Source organism: Sphingopyxis sp. DBS4, from assembly GCF_024628865.1.
Taxonomy (GTDB): domain Bacteria; phylum Pseudomonadota; class Alphaproteobacteria; order Sphingomonadales; family Sphingomonadaceae; genus Sphingopyxis.
On record NZ_CP102384.1, the window covers coordinates 1,292,581 to 1,311,086 of the forward strand.

Below are 18,506 nucleotides of genomic sequence, written 5' to 3' on the forward strand. Positions count from 1 at the left end.
AAACGCCCGATGACGGCATCCGAGCCCCTGCACATGCAGAGCGCCTATCTGGTCGAGGCGCTGAAGCGCGTGCTGAAGGAACGGGGGATGACCTATGCCGATGTCGCGGTGGCGCTCGGCATCAGCCACGCCAGCGTCCGGCGTACCTTCGCGCAGCGCAGCTTCTCCCTCGCGCGGATCGATGAGATTTGCGAACTGGCGGGAATCGATTTTCTCACGCTCGCGCGGATGGCCGACGAGATGCGGCCCGCGAGGCCGACGACGCTGACCGACGCGCAGGAACAGGCGCTGGTCGACGAGCCGCTCGCGCTTTTCTGTTTTCACCTCGTGCTCGGCGGCTGGACGGTCGGGCGGATCGAGGCCGATTATGGCATCGACCAGACGCAGCTTGTCCCTGCCTTGCTCAAGCTGGAGCGGATCGGGCTGATCCAGCTCCTCCCCGGCAACGCGATCCGGCTGATGACCGCGCGCAGCATCGGCTGGCGGCGCGGCGGGCCGATGCGGCGCTTCTTCGACCGGCGGGTGAAGGAGGAGTTTCTGCAATATGATTTCTCGGCGCCCGGATCGATCTGGGAGTTCGAGATCGGCGAGCTTTCGGAGGCATCGCGCGCGCTGCTCGAACGGCGGTTGGCGAGCCTGTTCCGCGAGGTCCGCGATCTGGTCGCGCGCGACGCGCCGCTGTCGCCCGCGGTCAAGACCAACGTGGGCCTGCTGATCGCCTCGACTCCGATTCCGCTGCCGATGGTCGCACGCGACGTCGGCTCCGGCTCGCTCGGCACCGACAGGCGTGTCAAGCGATCCTCACAGGATTGAAATTCGCTATCGAGGCGCGACGCGCTCGGCAAGGCGCCAGCGACGCGCGATGATCCTTCCATCCGGCCGCGAAGACGGCGTGGAAAGGGAGATTATCATGTCGGCAATCGCAATGAAGCCGCCCGCGATGGGCGGGGGAAAGCCGTTCCTTGGCCATCTGACCGATTTTTTCAAAGACCCCGTGGCCTTGTTGCGCAAAGGCTATCGGGATCATGGCCCGATCTATTCCTTCCGCATGGGCGGGCGGAAGATGGTCGTGATGCTGGGCCCCGACAACAACCGCTTCGTCTTTCAGGAAACCGACAAGCTGCTGTCGATCCGCGAATCGATGCCCTTCTTCCACAAGATGTTCTCGCCCGATTTCTATTCCTTCGCGGAGATGGAGGAATATCTGCGCCAGCGCGCGGTGATCATGCCGCGCTTCAAGGCGTCGGCGATGAAGAATTATGTGCCCGTGATGGCCGAGGAGGCGCTGGGGCTGTGCGACCGGCTCGGCGACAGCGGGGAGTTCGATCTGATCCCGACGCTCGGCCCGGTGGTGATGGATATCGCGGCGCACGCCTTCATGGGCCGCGATTTCAAGGAAAAGCTGGGGCATGAATTCTTCGAGCTGTTCCGCGATTTTTCGGGCGGCATGGAATTCGTCCTGCCGTTGTGGCTGCCGACGAGGAAGATGCGCCGCAGCCAGGCCGCGAAGAAGAAGCTGCACCGCATCCTCGGGCAATGGATCGCGCAGCGCCGCGCGAGCCCGGTCGAACCCGCCGATTTCTTTCAGGACATCGTCGCCTCGACCTATCCCGACGGCAGCCCGATCCCCGACGAGTTGATCATCCACATGATCCTGCTGCTGGTCTGGGCGGGACATGAGACGACCGCGGGGCAGGTGAGCTGGGCGCTCATCGACGTCCTCCAGAACCCCGGCTATCAGGCGGTGCTGCGCGAGGAGATCGGCAGCCTTATCGGGTCCGGAACCGGCGCCGAGCTCGGCTGGGAACAGGCGATCGCGATGCAGAAGATGGACCTTGCACTGCGCGAGACCGAGCGGCTGCACCCCGTCGCCTTCACGATGATCCGCAAGGCCGCGAGCGATTTCGAGCGCGAGGGCTATCAGATTCGCAAGGACGACTGGATACTGCTCGCGCCGTCGGTCAGCCACCGGATGACCGAGATATTCGATCGGCCCGACGATTACGATCCCGAACGCTTCAATACCGAACGCGCCGATACCAAGGTCGAATCGAACAGCCTGATCGGTTTCGGCGGTGGGATGCATCGTTGCGCCGGGGTCAATTTCGCGCGCATGGAAATGAAGGTGGTGATCGCCATCCTTCTCCAGCGCTACGAGATGGAGTTGATCGATGAACCGCGTCCGATTGCCGGAGCGGGAACCTATTGGCCCGAACAGCCATGCCGCGTTCGCTATCGCCGCCGCGCGATTGCCGAACGGCCGGCGGCCGACGTCGCCGCGCTAGCCGCGGCCGCAGGCTGTCCGATGCACGCGACGGGCGCGAACTGATGGCGCGCGTTACCTATGTCCAGCCTGACGGCAGCGAGAAGACGTGCACCAATTTCGAAGGCATGGCGGTGATGCATCTCGCGATCGGCAATCTCGTCGACGGGATCGATGCCCTATGTGGAGGCGTGCGCCAGTGCGCGACGTGCCATGTCTATGTCGACGATTCCTGGGCCGCGCGCGTCGGCCCGCCGGGCGAGGACGAGGCCGAGATGCTGGGCGCGCTCGCCGACGTCATCGAGGTCAGGCGGACCAGCCGGCTGAGCTGCCAGATCCATATCACCGAGGATCTGGACGGGCTGAGGGTCCACATCCCGAAAGATCAGCCGGGAATTTGAACGACTTGCCATGAGCGGATTTCCGCGGCGACCTGGGGCGGCTTTGCCGCCCCTTTTTCGTTCGCGCACCTACCACCAAAAGGGGGTAGGTCATTACCCTCTTGCGTAGTTATATATTGTATACGTTACGCATGTCGTGATATCTGATCGATAAATTGCGCATCATACGCCGCAATTGACTGAAAGAGGGATGGGACTGATGAATCACCGCACTTATCTTCGCGCGCACTTGGCCGCCGTCGCGCTGATCGCGCCCTGGATGGCGAGCGCTGCGCACGCGCAGGAGACCGCGCCCGCTGCCGGGGAGACCGCATCCGGCGGCCTCGACGAGATCATCGTTACCGCACAAAAGCGCTCCGAAAGCCTGCAGGACACGCCGCTGGCGATCAGCGCGATCAATGCCGAGGCGATCGAGCAGCGCGGGATCACCAACGTCGCGGCGCTGGGCAGCGCGGCACCCAATCTGATCATCACCGAAACCCCTTCGGCGACCGCCAATCCCTCGATCTCGATCCGCGGCATCGTCGACAATGACCCTATCCTGACCGCCGACCCGGCCGTCGGCCTCTATGTCGACGGCGTGATCGTCGGGCGATCGGCGGGGGCGCTGTTCGACATGATGGATCTCGAGCGCGTCGAGGTGCTGCGCGGTCCGCAGGGCACGCTTTACGGTCGCAACACCACCGGCGGCGCGGTCAACCTCATCTCGGCCAAACCGTCGAAGGAGTTCGGGGGCAAGCTGCAGGTCGGCTATGGCAAGTTCGACGAATATATGGTGAAGGCGCTGCTCGACACGGGCGAGCTCGGCGACACCGGGCTCGCGCTGAAGCTCGGCTATTATCACAGCCAGCGCGACGGAACGGTCGATAATCTGCTCGAACCGTCCGACAAGCGCGATCCCGGCGCCCGCAACACCGACGCGGTGCGCGCCGCGGTGCGCTTCGACAAGGGCACGGGTTTCACCGTCGACTATGTCTTCGATTCGAGCGACCGCAACGGCCGCGCCAACGCCTTTCAGCTTCGCGCCGTGCGTCAGGATATCCTCGACTATCTGAACGCCTCATCCGCTTTGGGCGGGGCCGTGCCGCAGGTCTCGCAGGACCGGCTGTCGCAGGTCCGCCTCGACAACGACGGCAACGCTCACGACCGGGTGCAGGGCCATGCGCTGACGATCAATTGGGAGATCGGCGACGCGACGCTGCGTTCGATCACCGGCTATCGCAAGTGGGATAATGTCAGCGATAGTTCGGATCTCGACGGCAACGGCGGCCTCGTCGGCTTCCTCGTCAGTCCGGCGGTGCTCGCGCCGCCCTATCCCTTCATTCCCGAAGGTGTCGGTCCGATCGACCTGTTCCACACCAGCAACGAACGGCACCAGAAGCAGTTCTCGCAGGAATTCAACCTGATCGGTTCGATCGGCGATGAGTTCGACTATGTCCTCGGCGCTTATTATTTCCGCGAGCGCGCGACCGAAGACAATCCGCAGGGTTTCACGCTGGTCCTTCCGTCGCCGGTGCCGATCCCGATCGCGCCGGGCGTCGACCTGAACAGTTTTGGCGTCAATCTCGATACGCTGCTGTCCTACCGCCATATCTCGCGCTCGATGGCGGCCTTCACCCAGCTCACCTGGAAACCGGCGGCGCTCGACAGCCGGCTGAGCATTACCGGCGGTCTCCGCTACACCGAGGACAAGAAGCATCTGATCCAGTCGGCGCCGGTGCCGCCCGCGCCGCGCGACCTGACGCGCAAGTTCAATCGGCTCAACTGGCTGGCGAACATCTCGTACAACTGGAGCGACGACATCATGACCTATGTCCGTGCGAGCACGGGCTACAAGGCGGGCGGCTTCAACGCGCGTGCGGCGGACAATAACGGTTTCGATCCCGAGGATCTCACCTCCTACGAGATCGGGTTCAAGAGCGAGCTGTTCGACCGCCGCCTGCGCTTCAACGTCGCGGCTTTCCGCGCGACTTATGACGATCTGCAGGTGCAGCAGTTCCTTGCCGGCACCGGCGGCGCGTCGAGCACCACGGTCAACGCCGCGAAAGCGACCTATACGGGCATCGAGGCCGAGCTTCAGGCGCGTCTCTTCGACGGCTTCACCGTCGACGGCTCGATCGGCTACACCGATCGCAAATATAAGAAGTTCCTCTTCGTCGATCCGCTGACCGGCGTGACCAGCGACATCTCGAAAATCGCGAAATTCCAATATTCGGCGGCGACGACCGCGAATATCGGCGCGCAATATGAGACGGCGCTCGGCAGTTTCGGCAATTTCACGGCGCGCGCCGACTGGAGTTATCGCAGCAAAATCTATTGGCACCCGGTCAATCCGTTCAACGACGCGATTGCCGACGGGGGGGTCGGGTTGCTCAACGCGCGCCTGTCGATCTCCGACATCGATGTCGGCGGCGCGAAGGCCTCGATCGCGGTGTGGGGCCGGAACCTGACCAAGGAAGACTATATGCTTTCGGGCATCGACTTCGGCTCGCTGGGTTTCGCCGGCGTCATGTATGGCGACCCCCGCAGCTACGGCATCGAGGTCGGATTCAAATTCTGATCGGACCCTGTCCGGGTAAAATGGGAGAGCCGGATGCCAAGCAATCGGTATCCGGCTTTTTTTATGTGCGATGACCAAATGGTCCGGAAACGGCGAAGCCGTATCAGCCGCGACGGGATGCGGCGTGCATCGCCTCGGCACGGACCTTGAGGGCGAGCGCCGTGTCGTCGAAGGCGCGTTTTACCCATGGTCCGGCGAAGCGCATGACATGAATGCCGTTCGGCCCCAGAAAGGCGTCGGTCGAATGATAGGCGCAGGCTTCCTCGCCCAGTGACTCGATCATCTGGTCGCGCCGTGCGGGATAGGGCCAGGCGTCGTCGTGCGGCAGCGCCCACGACAGCAGCCGTTCGGGCTCGAACGCGCAGACATATTCGCAATTGGGAAAGGTCGCATCGGGCTCGGTATAGCTTTTCAGCGTCATGTGGACCGGCGCGCCCATCTCGAGCGTTGATTCGGCTGCGATGCAGAAGGGGTTCCATTCGCCATAGCGTGGCAGGTCGATGAGGATGTCCCAGACGAGCGCGGCGGGCGCGGCAATCTCGACGCGCTCGGATATTACGATCGCGTCGGGGTTCGGATAGGCTTTGTCGTCGGCGTCCGGCATGGTGATCTCCCGTGGTTCAGGCTGCGTCGGCGGGGGCCCAGGGGTCGGGCAGGCCCGGATCGGTATGCCGGATGACGTGCTTGAGCAGATGTTTGAGCAGCGCCGCTTCATTGTCGTCGAAGGTTTCGAGCGCTTCCTCCTCGGCTGCCTTGGCGGCAGCGGCGAGTTCGATCAATATCCCGCGTCCGGTGTCGGTCAGCCACAGGCGATCGGTCGCGGGGTCGGGCCGGACGATGCCGCGCGCGCTCAGCGAAGCGACATGTTCGGGCGTGATGCGCGCGCCGGTGAAGCCGATCATCCCTTCCACCTCGGCCGCGGTGCGCCCGTTCTGGATTCCGAGAATCGAGATGACGAAATGATCGGTGGCGTCGAGGCGATGCCGTGCCAGGCAGGCCTGCATGCGCCCATAAAGCTGGAAATGCGCGCGCCCGAGCAGATAGCCGAGAAAATCCTCGCCGAAGCTGCCCGGCGTATCGATTTCCTCGGCGTTGCTGGCGGTGAGCGCGGCGGCTCGGCGTGCGGCCAGCGCGTAGCGGCCGCCGTGAAAGAGCAAGGGCGCGCGGTCGTCATGGTCGAAGGCGATCACTTCGCCGACGAAAATGACATGATCGCCGCCTTCATATCGATAGGCCGTTCGGCACTGGAAGCGCGCGGCGCAGCCGGCGAGCAGCGGCACGTTGCCGGCACCGCGATCCGGCGTCAGTCCCGCGAACTTGTCGGCGCCGCGCCTGGCGAAGCCGTTGGATAGCGGTTCCTGATCGGCGGCGAGGACGTGCACCGCGAAATATTCGGAATCGCGAAAGGCTTCCATGCTCAGTGAGTCGCGCGCGAGGCTCCACAGCACCATCGGCGGATCGAGCGATACCGAATTGAAGCTGTTCGCGGTCAGGCCGCAATCCTGCCCCGCCTTGTCGCATGTGGTGACGATCGTCACCCCGGTGGCAAAGGACCCCAGTGCATTGCGAAAGGCGATCCTATCCGCGTTGGTTGCCATCGACTTGCGCGCTCCTGTCCTGCTCCCGGCGGCGCGGGCGATCGGGCGAGACTAGGACCGCAGCTAAGGGCTGCATCGGCCAATTGGACTAGAAGATCGCGTCTTGCTTTCGATCCGACGCGTCATTGCTGCGTTCCGCTCGCAATGAGGAGGGGAGCAAAAGCATTTTGGCTATCCCAGCACGGCGACGCTGCGCAGAATCAGGCGGACGAGATCGGCCTGGCGGCCCACGCCGGTCTTGCTGAGGATCGTCTTGCAGTAACTGCGCACCGTATTTTCGGTAAACTCCAGCTTTTCGGCCGCTTCGGAAAGGCTGAGCCCCGATGCCAGCAGCGCCGCAAGCTGCGCCTCCGACGGTGTCAGGTCGAAAATCTGCGCAACGAGCCCCTCTAGCGGCTGGTGGTTGTCGAGCCCCGAGACATAGACCACCGCTGCCGGGCCCGCTTCATTGCCGTAATGCGACCGGGCCTCGATCGAGCGGACGAGTATGCCCAGATGCCGATCGAAATCGGCCTCGACGCGCAACCCCTCGGCGAAGCCGCCGCCTTCGCGGTGCGCGGCGACGGCGCTGCCGATCAGCTTTTGAAGTTGCGCATTGCCCGACTGGCTGACCAGCGCGAGCCGATCATTGGCGGTGCGCAGACCCGTACTCGACCGCAGCAGCGCGCGACCCGCGCTGTTACTACGGAGGATGCGTCCCGCGCCGTCGAGAATGAAGGTGCAGAGCGTCAGCCGATCGAGCGTGTCGATCATCACCTGTACCTCGGTCTCTTCGCGCCGCAGCCGCGCGAAGAGCGCGAGCGAAAGCTCGAGATGCGGGCGAAGTGCGATCAGCATTGCCTTGTCGTCTTCGGAGAAATCCTCGCCGTCGGGACCATCGGTCAGGCCGACATTGCCTTCCCACCCGTCGGGTTCGGAAATATACATGCCGAGCTGATATTCGATGCCATAGGGCTGCAATATTTCGGCATAGAAACGGCTGCCGTGCAGGTCGTCGGCGGAGACGATCTCGCTCAGCCGATAGATATCGCCCGGCCGCGCAAGCGCGTTGCGCAGCGGGTCGAGATCGCCGAGTTCGGCGTGGATGCGATGGATGCGCCGAGCTTCCTGCTCTCCGATCGGCAATGGCGGTGCCCAGATGATGAAGGGCGGCATCCCCGGGCGGCTGAGGCGCAGGGTGATCGCGGCGCTCTGACGCTGCATCCGGTGGCTGAGCGCCTCGAGGAAGCTCTGCCAGGGCGTTTCCTCCAGCGCGCCGCGATAGATCAGCGTCACCAACTCGTCGACTTCGGCAACAGGTTTGTAGCTGGGCATTCCGACTCCGTTCCCCGATCCGCCGTCTTCTCTCTATAAGCCACCCCCTTGGCGCGGCAATATTGATGCCGAAGCCCCCGAATAGGGGTTGTGGCACGCGGCACGGCGCGCCACCGGAACGAGCAGAAAAAGGCGTGCGCTATGCGCGCGCGAACGGAGAGATGATGACCGTGTCCGAACCGAAGATGACGATCCCGCACAACATCTTCGATGCCGCAGCGGCGCATGCCGGTCGTATCGCGATCCGTGGCGAGGATGGCCGGGCGGTCGCCTATGACGATCTGCCGTCGCTGATCCGCGCCAGCGCCGCGGCCTTCATCGCCGCGGGCGTGTCGCGCGGCGACCGCATCGCGATATGGGCACCCAATTCGGTCAAATGGATTATCGCGGCGGTCGGTGCGCAAGCGGCGGGCGCGGCGATCGTTCCGCTCAACACCCGGCTCAAGGGGCGCGAGGCGGGCTATATATTGCGGGCGAGCGGCGCGAAGCTGCTCCTCACCGTCGGTCGCTTTCTCGGCACCGATTATCCGGCACTGATCGCAGGTGAGGATCTGCCCGACCTGGGTGAGGTCGTGCTGCTCGAAGGCGAGGGGGAGGGGCTGCCCTGGCGTGAATTTCTGGCTCGGGGCGAAGGGGTTGCGGAAGAGGCGATTTCCGAACGGCTCGCGGCGCTTGGCGAGGAGGATGTCAGCGACATCCTCTTCACGTCGGGCACGACCGGCAACCCCAAGGGCGCTGTCACGACGCACGGCCAGAATGTTCGGCTCTACCGCGCTTATGGCGGCGGGCTCGGCTATGGCCCGGATGATGTTTTCCTGATCATCAATCCCTTCTTTCACAGTTTCGGCTACAAGGCAGGCTGGCTTGTCGCGCTGATGCATGGGGCGACGGTACTGCCGCACGCGGTGTTCGACACGGAGGGTGTGCTGAAACGCATCGAGGCCGAGCGGGTGACGCTGTTGCCGGGGCCGCCGACGATTTTCCAGAGCCTGCTCGCCGGGCCGTATCGCGACTATGATCTCTCGTCGCTTCGCGTTTCGATTACCGGGGCCGCATCGGTTCCCGTGACGCTGATCGAGGAGATGCGCGGCACGCTTGGCATCGATATCGTGCTCACGGCCTATGGGCTGACCGAGACGTGCGGCGTCGTGACCATGTGCAGCGCCGGGGATGATGCGGAAACGGTGGCGAATACCGCGGGGCGGCCGCTGAGCGGCATCGAGGTCCGGCTCGTCGATCGCGATGGGCAGGACGTCGCGGCGGGCGAAGCGGGCGAACTGCTGGTGCGCGGACCCAACGTCATGCGGGGCTATTTCAACGACGCGCAAGCGACCGCGGCCGCGATCGACGCTGCGGGCTGGCTCCGCACCGGCGACATCGCGGTGCGCGACGTTCGCGGCAATGTGAAGATCACCGACCGCGCGAAGGACCTCTTCATCGTCGGCGGCTTCAACGCCTATCCGGCGGAGATCGAGGGCCTGCTTGCCGCCCATCCGGCGGTGCTGCAATCGGCGGTGATCGGGGTTCCCGACGAGCGGCTGGGCGAAGTGCCGGTGGCGTTCGTCGTGCTGCGGCCAGGTGCGGTTGCGTCGGCGGAGGCGATCATCGCCTGGTGCCGCGACAATATGGCGAATTACAAGGTGCCGCGCCGGGTGGAGATCAGGGACGCGCTGCCGATGAACGCAGCGGGGAAAGTACAGAAGTTTTTGCTTAAGGCGTGATGGGAATCGGATGGTTTCGACCCCAGTTCCGTCATCCCGGCGAAGGCCGGGATCTCACCTTATCGCCATGACGCACCGGCGAGATCCCGGCCTTCGCCGGGATGACGGAGTGGTTGGTCAACGTCTGCTCCCCACCCCAAAGCCAACCTAGGAATCCGGATAAAAGCGGCTGATCGTATCGACCACGCACGCAGGCTTTTCCTCGCCCTCGATCTCCACCGTCACGCGCACCACCGCCTGGACGCCGCCCTTGGCTTCCTCGGCCTTGACCAGTTCTCCGACGCCGCGGATGCGGCTGCCGGTGCGAACCGGGTTCAGGAAGCGGAGAGTGTCGGTGCCGATGTTGATCCCCATCGAAACGCCACGTACCTCGACCAGGTCGGGAAGGAAGCGGTTGACGAGGCTCATCGTGAGGTAGCCATGCGCGATTGTGCTGCCGAAGGGGCCGTCCTTGGCGCGTTCGGGGTCGACGTGAATCCACTGATGATCGTCGGTCGCCCGCGCGAACAGGTCGATGCGCTCCTGCTCGATCGTGACCCATTCGGTCGGACCGAAATTCTCGCCCACCGCGTCCAGCAGCGCTGCGGGGGTGGCGAAGACGCGCGCGCTCATGCCTGCTGGCTCGACACGGCGACGACTTCGCCCGCCATATAGGAAGAGAGGTCGCTGGCAAGGAACAGCATGACGTTCGCCACCTCCCACGGTTCGGCATAGCGGCCGAAGGCTTCCTTTTCGGTCAGTTCCTCGAGCAGCCCCGGCGGCGTTACCTTCGACAGCGATGCGTGCATCGCGAGGCTGGGCGACACCGCGTTGATCCGCACGCCCTGCTCGGCGGCTTCGAGCGCCGAGCAGCGGGTGAAGGCCATCACTCCCGCCTTCGCCGCGGCGTAATGCGCCTGCAATTTCTGCGCGCGCCAGCCGAGCACCGAGGCATTGTTGACGATCGCTCCCTTCTGGCGCGCATACATGTGCGGCAGCATCGCGCGCGTCATCCGGAACACACTGGTCAGCGTCACGTCGAGCACCTTGTGCCATTGCTCGTCGGTCATCTCGACGACCGGCGCCGCGCCGCCGAGCCCGGCGTTATTGATCAGCACATCGACATGCCCCATCGCGCCGATCGCGCCCTGGACCAGCGCCTGCACCTGCTTCTCGTCGGTGACGTCGCAGACGAGGGTGCCCGGACGCGCGAAGCCCAGACCCTCTATGCGATCGGCGGTCTCGCCGAGGCGGCGTTCGTGCATGTCGGAGAGGAACAAGGTGGCGCCTTCCTCCGCCGCGCGCTGTGCGACCGCGCCGCCGATGCCGCTGCCCGCGGCGGCGGTGATCAGCACAGTCTTGCCTTTGAGAAGGCCGGTCGGGGTGGGATAGTCGGGTGCGGGGCGTGCCACGTTTCGGTTCCTTTACTTGAGGTCGCCGCGCGGTTCGCGGGGCAGGCCGAGCGCGCGCTCGGCGATGATGTTGCGCTGAATCTCGTTGGTGCCGCCATAAATGGTGTCGGCGCGGCTGTAGAGAAACAGGTTGGGCAGGGCGGGAAAGGCATAGTCACCCCCGGGGGTCGTCTCGCCCGCCTGACCGAGCACGTCCATTGCGAGTTCGCCCAAGTCGCGGCGCCACGTCGCCCACTGGATCTTGTAGGTCAGCGCGGCGGGATTGAGCTTGCCGTCCTCGGCGTGGGTGAGCATCCGAAGCGCGCCATAGCGCATCAGCCTGAGCCCGATCTCGGCCTTCGCGATGCGCTGACGGATCAGCGGATCCTTCGCGGCGCCATTGGTGCGCGCCGCCGCGATTACGGCGTCGAGTTCGTTACGGAAGCCCATCTGCTGCGCCAGCGTCGAAACGCCGCGTTCGAAGCCGAGCAGCCCCATCGCGACCTTCCATCCGTCACCGGGCGTGCCGAGGATGTTCGCCGCATCGGTGCGGGCGCCGTCGAAGAAGGTCTCGTTGAATTCGGCCTCGCCGGTGATCTGGTGGATCGGGCGGACGGTCACGCCGGGCTGGTCGACGGGGACGAGCAGGAAGGACAGGCCTTTGGGGCCCCGCGACCCTTCCTCGCTGCGCGCGATGACGAAGATCCAGTCGGAGAATTGCGCGAGGCTGGTCCAGACCTTCTGCCCCTCGATCACCCAATCATCATCCTCGCGCCAGGCGCGGGTGCGGACGTTGGCGAGGTCGGACCCCGCGCCGGGCTCCGAATAGCCCTGGCACCAGATTTCCTCGCCCTTTGCGATGGCGGGCAGGAAGCGGGCTTTCTGCTCGTCGGTGCCGAAGGCGAGGATCGTCGGGCCCGCAAGCTCGATGCCGATATGGTTGAGCCGCGGCGGGCCGCCCGCGCGCGCATATTCCTCGGCGAAAATGACCTGCTGCGCGAGCGTCGCGTCGCGCCCGCCATAGGCTTTCGGCCAGCCGACGCAGCTCCAGCCCGCTTCGCCGAGCCGCCGCTCCCAGTCGCGGCGGCGTTCGGGTGCATCGGTCAGGCTGGTGAGCCCGCGCACGTCGGCGAACGGACCGCCCAATTCGGCCGTCAGCCAGGCCGCGGCCTCGGCGCGGAAAACCTCTTCGTCGGGGGAGAATCCCAGCTTCATGCCGCTTCGTCCAATCCGGCCATTTGCGCGATCCGCTCGCGGTGCCAGTCGGGGGTGCCGAGCAGGGTGCGATCGCTGCGTGCGCGCTTGAAATAGAGATGCGCGTCATGCTCCCAGGTGAAGCCGATGCCGCCGTGAAGCTGGATCATCTCGCCTGCAGCGTCGCTGTAGGTGTCGCAGGCGAAGGCCTTGGCGGCGTGGACCGCGAAGACGGCTTCGTCCGATCGCTCGTCGATCGCGCAAGCTGCCCAATAGACCGCCGAGCGCGCCTGCTCGATCCCGACCATCATGTCGGCGAGGCGATGTTTGACCGCCTGGAAGCTGCCGATCGCGCGCCCGAACTGGATGCGTTCCTGCGCATAGGCAACGGTGCGATCGAGACACGCCTGCGCGCCGCCGAGCGCATCGGCGGCGAGGACGAGCGCGCCGGTATGACGCGCGGCGGCGAGGGCTGCGGCGGGATCGGCGAGCGGTTCGGCCGCGACCGCGCCGAAATCGAGCCGCGCATAGGGACGCGTCTGGTCCATGCTGGTGAGCGGGGTGACGGCAAGGCCCGGCGTGTCGCGCTCGATCAGCAGCGCCTTGTCGTCGACCGCGACGACGAAGAGATCGGCGCGCGCGCCGTGCGGGACATGAAGCGCGGAGCCGGTCAATGCCCCGTCGCTCCAGATCGTACCGGGCGCGGCTTCGGCGAAGCTCGCGACCAGTTCGCCCGCCGCGAGGCGCGAAAGAAGGCGCATTTTCTGCCCGTCGCTGCCGCCGGCGAGGATCGCCGGGATGGCAAGGCCGACGCTGGCGAGCAGTGGCAGCGCGGCGACATGCCGCCCAGCTTCCTCGGCGAGGATAGCAAGCTCGATCATGCCCAGCCCGACCCCGCCCTCGCTCTCGGGCACCGCGACCCCGGCGAGGCCGAGCTCGGCGGTGAAGGCCTGCCACAGCGCCTCGTCGACGCCCGTCGCAGCCATCGCGGCGCGGGTGCGCTCGCTCGTTGCCTGCTCGGCAAAGAAGGCCTTCGCCGTTTCGGCGATCATCGCCTGTTCGTCGGTGAAGGCGAAATGCATCCTAGCTGCCCCAGACCTTGCGCGGCTCGCGGCGTTCGGACAGCAGCTTGTCGACGGCCGCACCGACATCGGCGGGGTTCCACCTGGCTTGCTGATCGACCGTCGGGCCCAGGTTCCAGCCGTCCTCGATGGTGATCCGCCCGCCCTCGAGTTCGAAAACGCAGCCGGTGACGTGCTTCGACGCCTCGGAGCCGAGCCACACGACGGTCGGCGCGATATTGTCGGGGTCCTGCACGTCGAAGCCGGTTTCGACCGCCGCCATCTTGTCGGCGAACGCCTGTTCGGTCATCCGCGTCCGCGCCGCGGGGGCGAGGGCGTTGGCGGTGATGCCGTAACGGCCGAGCTCGGCGGCCTGCACCAAAGTCAGTGCGGCGATGCCGCCCTTGGCGGTCGAATAGGCCGCTTGCGCGATCGAGCCCTGCAGCCCCGCGCCGCTCGTCGTGTTGATGATCCGCGCATCGACGGGGTTGCCGGCTTTCTGCTGGGCACGCCAATAATCGACGGCGTGGCGGGCGACGCAGAAATGGCCGCGCAGATGGACGTGCATCGTTGCGTCCCATTCCTCGGGCGTTGCCGACACGAACATGCGGTCACGCACGATCCCGGCGTTGTTGACGACGACATGCAGGCCGCCGAACGCTTCGACGGCGGCATCGACGATGCGCTTCGCCGCGTCCCAGTCGGTGATGTCTTCATAATTGGCGATGGCGCTGCCACCCGCCGCCTTGATCTCCGCAACCACCCCGTCGGCCGCCGAGGTGTCGCGGCCCTCGCCCGACAGGCTGGTGCCGATGTCGTTGACGACGACATTGGCACCCTCGGCGGCGAAGGCGAGCGCATAGGAGCGCCCGAGCCCGCGCGCCGCGCCGGTGATGATGACGGTCCGCCCGTTGCAGATACCCATGATGCTTACAGCCTTTCGATGATGGTGACGTTGGCCTGCCCGCCGCCTTCGCACATGGTCTGGAGGCCATAGCGGCCGCCGGTGCGTTCGAGCGCGCCGAGCAGGGTCGTCATCAGCCGCGCGCCGGTGGCGCCGATCGGATGGCCGAGCGCGATCGCGCCGCCCTGCACATTGACCTTTTCGTGCGGCACGCCGAGTTCCTGCATCCACGCCATCGGCACGCTGGCGAAGGCTTCGTTGCACTCGAACAGGTCGATGTCGTTCACCGACATGCCCGCCTTTTCGAGCGCATATTTGGTCGCCGGGATCGGGCCCGTCAGCATCCACACCGGATTGTCGGCGCGCACCGACAGATGATGGATGCGCGCGCGCGGCTTCAGTCCATGTGCCTTCACCGCCGCCTCGCTCGCGATCAGCAGCGCTGCGGCGCCGTCGCAATTCTGGCTGGCGATGCCGGCGGTTATCACCCCGCCCTCGTTGACGGTGCGCAGCGTCGCGAGGCCCTCGGGGGTCGTCTGGGGGCGGACGGTCTCGTCCTGTTCCAGCCCTTCGAGCGGCGCGATCTCGGCCCTGAACCAACCGTTGTCGATCGCGGCCTGCGCGCGGCGGTGTGATTCGGTCGCGAACGCCTCCATCGCCTCGCGGCTGATCTGCCATTTGGCGGCGATCATCTCGGCCGATTTGATCTGGTTGACCTCTTCGGTGCCGTAGCGGGCGTCCCAGCCCTTCGAGCCGATGAAGGGGCTGTCGAAGCCGTAGGGCTGACCCGCGAACATTGCCGCCGAGATCGGAATGGCGTTCATCGCCTGGCTGCCGCCGGCGACGACCAGGTCCTGCGTGCCGCTCATCACGCCCTGCGCGGCGAAATGCACCGCCTGCTGCGACGACCCGCACTGGCGGTCGATCGTCGTGCCGGGGACATGCTCGGGCATTCCGGCGACGAGCCACGCGGTGCGCCCGATGTCGCCCGCCTGCGGCCCGATCGTGTCGCAGCAGCCCCAGACGACATCGTCGACCAGACCGGCGTCGATGCCGGTGCGCGCGACGAGCGCCTTGATCGGATGCGCGGCGAGGTCGGCGGGGTGGACGGCGGCGAGGCTGCCCTTTTTGCGCCCGATGGGGGTGCGGACGGCGTCGATGATATAGGCTTCAGCCATTATTCCCTTTTCCTTATGCGAAGCTGTGGCCGGGGCCGATCGGTAGCGCACCGCCGAGGACGGCGGCGTCGATGCGGCTAAGGTGGAAGGCGCGGTCGCCCCATGCGCCGGAGAGCGCCCAGGCGCGCTTCATCCAGAAATGCAGGTCGACCTCGTAGGTATAGCCCATTGCGCCGTGCGTCTGGATTGCGGTCTCGCTCATCGCCCAGGCGGCGTCACTTGCCGCGAGCTTGGCGTGGCTGACGTGGACCGGGGCGCTGGCGGCGCCTTCCTGCAACGCCACCGCGGCGCGCTGGATCACCGGCTTGGCGAACTCGATCTTCACGACGGCGGTTGCGAGGTGGTGCTTCACCGCCTGAAAGCTGCCGATCGGCTGGCCGAACTGGCTGCGGTTCTTCGCATAGTCGGTCGCCTGTTCGAGCATCGCGTCGGCAAGGCCGACAAGCTGCGCCGCGGCGATCAGCGCGGCATGATCGAGAAGCGCGTCGGCCGAACCGACCGCTGTGCCCGAAGGTGCGATGGGCACATAGAGGCGGCGCAGCGGATCGACGCTGTCGAGGAGGTCGGTGCCGCCGCTATGCTCGGCGACCAGCAGCGCGCCGTCCTCGACCGACAGGAGATGGCTCGCGCCGTCCAAATCGGCGACCCACGGATTGACCGGATGCTGGAGCGCGACCTTGGCCTCGCCGGCGGCAATCGCCGCGAGCAATGCTTCCTGTCCGCCCACCTTCGAGAGCAGCGGCGCGGCGACGAGCGCGGTATCGGCGAGCGGCTCGGCGACCCCGGCGCGGCCGAGTTCGGCGGCGATCAGCACCGCGTCGAGCAGCGACAGGCCCAGCCCGCCCTGCGCCTCGGGAACGAGCAGGCCGGGCAGGCCCATTTCGGTCAGGCCCTGCCAGACGTCGGCCGATCGGCGGCTGTCGCTGGCGTCGAGCGCGCGCAGCAATTCAGGCGCGTGGACACCCGCGAGATAATCGCGCACGCCCCCGGTCAGCGTCGCCTGATCTTCGGTGATGGTGAAGTCCATGGGCCCGCTTACCTCGGCAGGCCGAGCAGGCGCTCGGCGATGATGTTGCGCTGGATCTCGTTCGACCCGGCGTAGATCGGGCCCGAGAGCGAGAAGATATAGCCTTCGAGCCATGTGTTGAGCGCGCCGCCGTCGAGGTAGCGCAGCTCGGCCGACGCGCCGAGGATCTGCATCGCGGTGCGGTGCGCGGCGCGGTCGAGTTCGGACCAGAAGATCTTGTTGAGGCTCGCCTCGGCGCCGATGTGCCCGCCCGCCATGATTTTGGACGCAACCGCATAGGTGTTGTAGGCATAGGCCTGTGCGTCCATCCATGCCTGCATGACCTGCTCGCGCGCAGCGGGCGCGGCCTTCGCCTCATGCTGGCGGAACAGCTTGACGAGGCGTTCGGCGGCGGCCTGAAAGCGCGCGGGCGAGCGCAGCATCAGCCCGCGCTCGAACCCCGCGGTCGCCATCGCGACGTTCCAGCCTTCGCCTTCGCCCGCGATGCGGTTTTCGACCGGCACGCGCACTTCGTCGAAGAAGAGCTCGGCGAAACCGGGGTCGCCGTGAAGCTGGCGGATCGGGCGGCGCGTGACGCCGGGCGAGTTGAGGTCGAAGAGGATGAAGCTCAGCCCCTTGTGACGCTTCGAATCGGGGTCGGTGCGGAACAGGCCGAAGCCCCAGTCGGCGAAGCTCGCGCGGCTCGACCAGGTTTTCTGGCCGGTGATCACATAATGATCGCCGTCACGGATCGCCTTGGTTGTGATCGCGGCCATGTCGGACCCGGCGTTCGGCTCGGACCAAGCCTGCGCCCAGATCACTTCGCCCTTCGCCATCGGGGTCAGGAAACGCGCCTTCTGTTCGTCTGTGCCGAATTCCATCACCGTCGGGCCGAGCAGGAAGATGCCGTTCTGGTTGACGCGCAGCGGTGCCCCGGCGCGATAATATTCCTCTTCGAAGATCAGCCACTGGATGAGGTCGAGCCCGCGCCCGCCATAGGCTTCGGGCCATGTCACCATGCCCCAATTGCCGCTCGCGAGCTTTCGCTCCCATTCGACATGCTGGTGATAGCCGTCCTCGCGCTCGAGCGTGACGAGCGGTTCCTGCGGGACGTTCGCTTCCATCCACGCGCGCACCTCGGCGCGGAAGGCCTGCTGTTCGGTTGTGTAGGCGAGGTCCATCAGAATTCGGCCGCCTTGCCCGTCTCGACGAAGGCGTCGCGCGATTTCTGGCTGTCCTCGTGCATATACATTTCGAGCGTGAAGCCCTGTTCCCAGCGATAGCCGCGATCGACGTCGCGGTCTTCGAGGCCGTTGAGCGCTTCCTTCGCGATCACCAGCGCCTTGCGCGACTTGCCCGCGATGATGGCGGCAAAAGCGCGCGCTTCCTCGACGAGCGCGGCGCGCGGCACGATCTTCTCGACCGCGCCGAGCCGGTAGGCTTCCTCGACCGGGATATTGCCGCCGGTGAAGAAGGCCGCGCGCACCTTGTGCAGCGGCAGCATGCGCGAGAGATGCGACGCACCGCCCATCGCGCCGCGATCGACCTCGGGCAGCGAGAAGAAGGCGTCGTCGGCGGCGATGATCGTGTCGCTCGCGCCGCAGATGCCGATGCCGCCGCCGATCACGAATTTATGCACCGCGACGACCACCGGAACCTCGCAATCGCGCACCGCCTTGAAGGTCAGGTAATTGCCGCGGTTGAGCAGAGTGATGCGCTCGGGATGCGCCTGCATCTCCTTGATGTCGACGCCGCCGCAGAAGCCGCGCGCGCTTTCGGCGGCACGGATGAGGACGACATTGACTTCGGGGTTCTGTCCCGCCTCGCGGATGATTGCGGGCAGGCTGTTCCACGTTTCACTGTCGAACGCATTGACCGGCGGGACGTCGAAGACGATCTCGGCGATGCGGTCCTTGATCTCGGTATGGATCGGCAT

The 18,506-nt window shown here is 65.9% G+C and carries 17 protein-coding genes; 5 read left to right on the top strand and 12 right to left on the bottom strand.

The window, feature by feature from the left end; all coding sequences use genetic code 11:
- Positions 1–9: 9 nt before the first annotated feature.
- The 4 genes from NP825_RS06015 to NP825_RS06030 all read left to right on the top strand — a co-directional run bounded on the left by NP825_RS06015 (position 10) and on the right by NP825_RS06030 (position 5,224).
- Positions 10–813, top strand: a complete 804-nt coding sequence (locus tag NP825_RS06015; RefSeq protein ID WP_257549374.1) for a helix-turn-helix transcriptional regulator — start codon at positions 10–12, stop codon at positions 811–813.
- Positions 814–910: 97 nt separating this feature from the next.
- Positions 911–2,329: a cytochrome P450 gene (locus NP825_RS06020; RefSeq protein WP_257549376.1), complete on the top strand. Its 1,419-nt coding sequence runs from the start codon at positions 911–913 to the stop codon at positions 2,327–2,329.
- A complete protein-coding gene (locus tag NP825_RS06025) occupies positions 2,329–2,664 on the top strand; it encodes a 2Fe-2S iron-sulfur cluster-binding protein (RefSeq protein WP_257549378.1) in 336 nt (111 codons plus the stop codon). The genes NP825_RS06020 and NP825_RS06025 overlap by 1 nt, the downstream gene beginning before the upstream one ends.
- 190 nt (positions 2,665–2,854) lie before the next feature.
- Positions 2,855–5,224 carry a TonB-dependent receptor gene (locus NP825_RS06030; RefSeq protein ID WP_257549380.1) on the top strand — a complete coding sequence of 790 codons (2,370 nt, stop codon included), beginning with the start codon at positions 2,855–2,857 and terminating at the stop codon, positions 5,222–5,224.
- Positions 5,225–5,327: 103 nt separating this feature from the next.
- On the opposite strand, the gene NP825_RS06035 is transcribed toward NP825_RS06030, so the two are convergent.
- The 3 genes from NP825_RS06035 to NP825_RS06045 form a co-directional block, all read right to left on the bottom strand.
- A complete protein-coding gene (locus NP825_RS06035; protein ID WP_257549382.1) occupies positions 5,328–5,828 on the bottom strand; it encodes an SRPBCC domain-containing protein in 501 nt (166 codons plus the stop codon).
- Between the two features lie 16 nt (positions 5,829–5,844).
- Positions 5,845–6,822, bottom strand: coding sequence for a flavin reductase family protein (locus NP825_RS06040; RefSeq protein WP_257549384.1), 978 nt, complete (start codon positions 6,820–6,822; stop codon positions 5,845–5,847).
- A 171-nt stretch (positions 6,823–6,993) separates the two neighbouring features.
- On the bottom strand, positions 6,994–8,136 hold the full coding sequence (locus NP825_RS06045) for a helix-turn-helix transcriptional regulator (protein WP_257549386.1): 1,143 nt from the start codon (positions 8,134–8,136) through the stop codon (positions 6,994–6,996).
- Between the two features lie 164 nt (positions 8,137–8,300).
- Here NP825_RS06045 and NP825_RS06050 point away from each other — a divergent pair, with 164 nt between their 5' ends.
- Positions 8,301–9,857: a FadD3 family acyl-CoA ligase gene (locus NP825_RS06050; RefSeq protein WP_257549388.1), complete on the top strand. Its 1,557-nt coding sequence runs from the start codon at positions 8,301–8,303 to the stop codon at positions 9,855–9,857.
- A gap of 147 nt (positions 9,858–10,004) precedes the next feature.
- Here the strand turns inward: NP825_RS06050 and NP825_RS06055 are convergent, their stop codons facing one another.
- From NP825_RS06055 to NP825_RS06095, 9 genes are read right to left on the bottom strand one after another with little or no spacing between them, the layout of a single operon-like run.
- Positions 10,005–10,469, bottom strand: coding sequence for a MaoC family dehydratase (locus NP825_RS06055; RefSeq protein ID WP_257549390.1), 465 nt, complete (start codon positions 10,467–10,469; stop codon positions 10,005–10,007).
- Positions 10,466–11,248 (bottom strand): SDR family oxidoreductase, encoded by a 783-nt coding sequence (locus tag NP825_RS06060; protein WP_257549392.1) that lies wholly within the window; start codon positions 11,246–11,248, stop codon positions 10,466–10,468. Before NP825_RS06060 ends, NP825_RS06055 begins: the two co-directional genes overlap by 4 nt.
- Before the next feature lie 12 nt (positions 11,249–11,260).
- Entirely contained in the window at positions 11,261–12,442 is a 1,182-nt protein-coding gene (locus NP825_RS06065) for an acyl-CoA dehydrogenase family protein (protein ID WP_257549394.1), read from the bottom strand.
- On the bottom strand, positions 12,439–13,503 hold the full coding sequence (locus NP825_RS06070; RefSeq protein WP_257549396.1) for an acyl-CoA dehydrogenase family protein: 1,065 nt from the start codon (positions 13,501–13,503) through the stop codon (positions 12,439–12,441). Before NP825_RS06070 ends, NP825_RS06065 begins: the two co-directional genes overlap by 4 nt.
- A gap of 1 nt (position 13,504) precedes the next feature.
- A complete protein-coding gene (locus tag NP825_RS06075) occupies positions 13,505–14,407 on the bottom strand; it encodes an SDR family oxidoreductase (protein ID WP_257549398.1) in 903 nt (300 codons plus the stop codon).
- Positions 14,408–14,412: 5 nt separating this feature from the next.
- Positions 14,413–15,564, bottom strand: a complete 1,152-nt coding sequence (locus tag NP825_RS06080; protein ID WP_257549400.1) for an acetyl-CoA C-acetyltransferase — start codon at positions 15,562–15,564, stop codon at positions 14,413–14,415.
- 13 nt (positions 15,565–15,577) lie between these two features.
- On the bottom strand, positions 15,578–16,591 hold the full coding sequence (locus NP825_RS06085; RefSeq protein ID WP_257549402.1) for an acyl-CoA dehydrogenase family protein: 1,014 nt from the start codon (positions 16,589–16,591) through the stop codon (positions 15,578–15,580).
- 8 nt (positions 16,592–16,599) lie between these two features.
- Positions 16,600–17,751 (bottom strand): acyl-CoA dehydrogenase family protein, encoded by a 1,152-nt coding sequence (locus NP825_RS06090; protein ID WP_257549404.1) that lies wholly within the window; start codon positions 17,749–17,751, stop codon positions 16,600–16,602.
- Positions 17,751–18,506: an enoyl-CoA hydratase family protein gene (locus tag NP825_RS06095; protein WP_257549406.1), complete on the bottom strand. Its 756-nt coding sequence runs from the start codon at positions 18,504–18,506 to the stop codon at positions 17,751–17,753. Before NP825_RS06095 ends, NP825_RS06090 begins: the two co-directional genes overlap by 1 nt.

Excerpts from the sequence above, each read along its gene's own strand:
- NP825_RS06045 (WP_257549386.1), bottom strand. The coding sequence starts at position 8,136 with ATGCCCAGCTACAAACCTGTTGCCGAAGTCGACGAGTTGGTGACGCTG.
- NP825_RS06040 (WP_257549384.1), bottom strand. The coding sequence starts at position 6,822 with ATGGCAACCAACGCGGATAGGATCGCCTTTCGCAATGCACTGGGGTCC.
- NP825_RS06015 (WP_257549374.1), top strand. The coding sequence starts at position 10 with ATGACGGCATCCGAGCCCCTGCACATGCAGAGCGCCTATCTGGTCGAG.
- NP825_RS06070 (WP_257549396.1), bottom strand. The coding sequence starts at position 13,503 with ATGCATTTCGCCTTCACCGACGAACAGGCGATGATCGCCGAAACGGCG.
- NP825_RS06080 (WP_257549400.1), bottom strand. The coding sequence starts at position 15,564 with ATGGCTGAAGCCTATATCATCGACGCCGTCCGCACCCCCATCGGGCGC.
- NP825_RS06030 (WP_257549380.1), top strand. The coding sequence starts at position 2,855 with ATGGGACTGATGAATCACCGCACTTATCTTCGCGCGCACTTGGCCGCC.
- NP825_RS06065 (WP_257549394.1), bottom strand. The coding sequence starts at position 12,442 with ATGAAGCTGGGATTCTCCCCCGACGAAGAGGTTTTCCGCGCCGAGGCC.
- NP825_RS06035 (WP_257549382.1), bottom strand. The coding sequence starts at position 5,828 with ATGCCGGACGCCGACGACAAAGCCTATCCGAACCCCGACGCGATCGTA.
- NP825_RS06050 (WP_257549388.1), top strand. The coding sequence starts at position 8,301 with ATGACCGTGTCCGAACCGAAGATGACGATCCCGCACAACATCTTCGAT.
- NP825_RS06055 (WP_257549390.1), bottom strand. The coding sequence starts at position 10,469 with ATGAGCGCGCGCGTCTTCGCCACCCCCGCAGCGCTGCTGGACGCGGTG.
- NP825_RS06020 (WP_257549376.1), top strand. The coding sequence starts at position 911 with ATGTCGGCAATCGCAATGAAGCCGCCCGCGATGGGCGGGGGAAAGCCG.
- NP825_RS06085 (WP_257549402.1), bottom strand. The coding sequence starts at position 16,591 with ATGGACTTCACCATCACCGAAGATCAGGCGACGCTGACCGGGGGCGTG.
- NP825_RS06025 (WP_257549378.1), top strand. The coding sequence starts at position 2,329 with ATGGCGCGCGTTACCTATGTCCAGCCTGACGGCAGCGAGAAGACGTGC.
- NP825_RS06095 (WP_257549406.1), bottom strand. The coding sequence starts at position 18,506 with ATGCCGATCCATACCGAGATCAAGGACCGCATCGCCGAGATCGTCTTC.
- NP825_RS06090 (WP_257549404.1), bottom strand. The coding sequence starts at position 17,751 with ATGGACCTCGCCTACACAACCGAACAGCAGGCCTTCCGCGCCGAGGTG.
- NP825_RS06075 (WP_257549398.1), bottom strand. The coding sequence starts at position 14,407 with ATGGGTATCTGCAACGGGCGGACCGTCATCATCACCGGCGCGGCGCGC.